General features: G+C 40.5%; 4 protein-coding genes and 1 pseudogene. 2 read left to right on the forward strand and 3 right to left on the reverse strand.

Going from position 1 to position 3,204, the window contains the following annotated elements:
- The 3 genes from WBM49_RS14250 to WBM49_RS14260 all read right to left on the reverse strand — a co-directional run.
- Positions 1-452, reverse strand: a 452-nt coding sequence (locus tag WBM49_RS14250) for a hypothetical protein (protein WP_424372716.1), incomplete at its 3' end; no start/stop codon positions are given.
- Positions 453-764: 312 nt separating this feature from the next.
- Positions 765-1,178: a type II 3-dehydroquinate dehydratase gene (aroQ, locus tag WBM49_RS14255; RefSeq protein ID WP_424372717.1), complete on the reverse strand. Its 414-nt coding sequence runs from the start codon at positions 1,176-1,178 to the stop codon at positions 765-767.
- Positions 1,179-1,279: 101 nt separating this feature from the next.
- Complete coding sequence (locus tag WBM49_RS14260) at positions 1,280-1,789, reverse strand: hypothetical protein (RefSeq protein WP_424372718.1); 510 nt, start codon at positions 1,787-1,789, stop codon at positions 1,280-1,282.
- A gap of 137 nt (positions 1,790-1,926) precedes the next feature.
- Between WBM49_RS14260 and xerD the strand changes: the two genes are divergently transcribed.
- Both xerD and WBM49_RS14270 read left to right on the forward strand, forming a co-directional pair.
- Positions 1,927-2,823 (forward strand): site-specific tyrosine recombinase XerD, encoded by an 897-nt coding sequence (gene xerD, locus WBM49_RS14265; RefSeq protein ID WP_424372719.1) that lies wholly within the window; start codon positions 1,927-1,929, stop codon positions 2,821-2,823.
- Between the two features lie 87 nt (positions 2,824-2,910).
- Positions 2,911-3,204 (forward strand): annotated as a pseudogene (locus WBM49_RS14270) (amidohydrolase); the annotation flags it as partial.

Raw genomic sequence — 3,204 nt, forward strand, 5'->3', positions numbered from 1 at the left:
GAATTACTATTGGCAGTTGTTCTCTTTAATTTTCCCTTAGGATTTTTTAGGGTCCACCGGACATATTCCTTGTCATAGAATTCCACAAAGAATGCATTTTCGACCTGTCCGGGTTGAAAACGGTTGATGCCAAAGGAGACAACTCTGCGCCTACCCCATCTGGCTTTTTTCTTTATAACCACCCTACTTAAGAATTTTGGGACCCAGATTACTTTATCATTAGGGTTGTTGTAGCTGAAATTTACACGGTACATGCCATTGCCCATATCCAGAATACAGGAACTAATGGTGATATCCTCGTCTTTCTTATTTTTATTCTTTTTCCATTGGGCATGCCCCGCGAAACAAAAGCAAAATAAGAGGATCAGGGTGAAGAACCTGCGAAAGATAATTTCAAAATTGGACGATGTAAATTTTACGTTGGGGTGTGAGGAAGCATGCCTTGTAATCATATTCTTGAGTTGGTTAGTTATTTAATGATAGGATGTATGCACATAGATCCTATTACATTACCATAGCCAACTGTGGAATAGATGCCTATAAAATTTTACCTCAGGCAAGTAATTTAAAATAACCTTGCCACAACCAAAATTTATAAGATCCTTCAATATTTCTCAGCAAATAATTGATGAGAAAAGTCCAAGTATAATTTGTAGAGATAAGTTTTTGAAAAGCATGGGGTGACCTAAAGATACTACAAAAACTAATATAATTAAGGTTTTACCTTATAATAAGTAAGGTTTTACCTAAACTCAACATGAAATTTACAGGAAACTCTGTAGAGCCAATTCGTAGCTTTGAAGTCCAAATCCCAATATGACCCCTTTAGCTCCTGCTGAGATATAGGAGACGTGCCTGAAATCTTCTCTGTTAAAGGTATTTGAGATATGTACTTCTACCACCGGTGTAGTCACGGCTTTTACGGCATCGCCCAGGCCAACAGAAGTGTGTGTATAGGCTGCTGTGTTTAAGATGATCCCATCATAACTAAAACCCACTTCCTGGATCTTGTCTATGAGCTCGCCCTCAATGTTCGATTGGAAATAGGCCAATTGAATGTCCTTGTATTTCATTTGAAGCTGAGAAAAATATTCCTCAAAACCGGTAGCCCCATATACTTCGGGTTCCCTTTTGCCCAGGAGGTTTAGATTAGGACCGTTTATAATAATGATTTTCATACGTTAAAAGTAGCGAATAGTTACGCTATCACAAAGAAAGGTACTTTCTCCTGAGCGCACAAGAACCTACGAAAAGAATGAATGGGTATCTAAGATATTAATTACAATCTGCGGGGCCTGACCTGGAAAGTATGTAAAACTCCTACATTAACCGTAGACCAGGTGGCACCATCGAGCTTAATCCCCGTATAGGAAATATTTACCTCGGTATTAGTTCCAAACAGATATCCAACGGTAGGCTTGTAGTAAAGTCCGCCATCATTGGTACTTGGGTTGATTCCAAACGCCTGACCAACATCACCTCCAAATGAAAAGGAATTGGAAGGCCATATACGGAAAGAGGCTGCCAGCGGAAGAAATTGTACACTTGGGAGATCGGGTCCACCATCAAAATTATCCGGAAAACCATTTATAAATCCGGCCATGACCCCCACATCGACAACTTCACCCAATGCATGCATATAACCCACATCTATCCCTGCTGCGAGTACCACAGCATCGCTGAAATCATTAAAAGGAAAACTGCCATGAAGGCCTAATTTAATACCTTCCTGTGCAAATAAGCCAGTACATAAAAACAGTCCTGCCAAAACAACAATAAATTTTTTCATTGGTTAAATAGTCTAGGTTTACAGCCAAATCTAGTCTGTTCTTTTAAACACGCCTCATTTTTGTTGCCAAACCACCAAAAATGGTGGTAGCTGCCAAAATTCTATCTATTTTATAACAATAGAGCTATCTTTAAACTATGAACTGGGACCGGGCACTAAAAGATTTCAGACACTATTTACAGATAGAAAGGGGCCTTTCTGAGAATACCATCCAAAACTATCATCGCGATGTAAGCAAACTGGCGAGGTATCTGTATGCTGTTCAATGCAAGGACAATCCCATTACTTTAGAAAAGGAAACCCTGTCTCAGTTTGTCTATGAACTTGGTAAAACTGTTTCTGCAAGATCACAGGCCCGCATCATATCAGGACTAAACAGTTTTTTTACCTATCTGGTTTTTGAGGATTACCGCCCTGAAAATCCTATGGAACTCATTGAATCCCCAAAACTGGGGCGTAAACTCCCGGATACCCTCTCTCTAGAAGAAATAAATGACCTTATTAAGGCGATCGATCTTTCAAAACCGGAAGGAGAACGCAACCGGGCCATGCTAGAAACCCTTTACGGGTGCGGCTTGCGAGTGTCCGAACTTATTCATCTGCGAATTTCTGATTTGTTCTTTGAAGAGGACTTTATCAAAGTAACCGGGAAGGGCGATAAACAGCGCTTTGTGCCCATTAGTCCGTTGAATAAAAAATATATCAGCATCTACAGGCATCAGCTGCGTGTGCATCAGAAAATACAAAAGGGTTACGAGGATATTTTATTCCTGAATCGGAGAGGCAAAGGGCTTACCAGGGCCATGATCTTTTATATTATCAGACAGCTTGTAGACAAAACAGGGCTTCATAAAACGATTAGTCCGCATACCTTCAGACATTCTTTTGCTACCCATTTACTGGAAAACGGGGCAGATCTCAGGGCCATACAGCAAATGCTGGGTCATGAAAGTATCACCACTACGGAGATCTACATGCATGTAGACCGCACCCACCTTGCCCAGGTAATGGAACAATACCATCCCAGAAAGTGAGTAAATAAAATCCTGAGAATGTTTCTAAAGGGTCTGCTTAGTTACAGGCTCATTTCTTATATTTAGCCTTACTAAAAATCAAGACCGATGAAAAAATACACCTTCCTAGGAATTGCCCTTTGTTTGTTATTTGCTGTACAAGCACAAAAAGATACAGATGATGTACTTAAAACACTGGATGCCAAAGCGGCAAACTATGGAGAGATTGCTCAAAATATATGGGAATTTGCGGAAATGGGCTATCAGGAAGAAATGAGTTCTGCCCTACTTCAATCAACGCTGGAGAAAGAAGGATTTACCATAAATAAAGGGATCGCAGGGATCCCAACGGCTTTTGTTGCAGAATACGGAAGTGGCTCGCCTGTTATTGCCGTCCTGGGC

The organism is Muriicola sp. (assembly GCF_049669965.1).
Lineage (GTDB): Bacteria > Bacteroidota > Bacteroidia > Flavobacteriales > Flavobacteriaceae > Muriicola.

What these genes read in the sequence shown, in the direction of transcription:
- aroQ (WP_424372717.1), bottom strand. Translation starts at nt 1,178, where the DNA reads ATGAAAATCATTATTATAAACGGTCCTAATCTAAACCTCCTGGGCAAA.
- WBM49_RS14260 (WP_424372718.1), bottom strand. Translation starts at nt 1,789, where the DNA reads ATGAAAAAATTTATTGTTGTTTTGGCAGGACTGTTTTTATGTACTGGC.
- xerD (WP_424372719.1), top strand. Translation starts at nt 1,927, where the DNA reads ATGAACTGGGACCGGGCACTAAAAGATTTCAGACACTATTTACAGATA.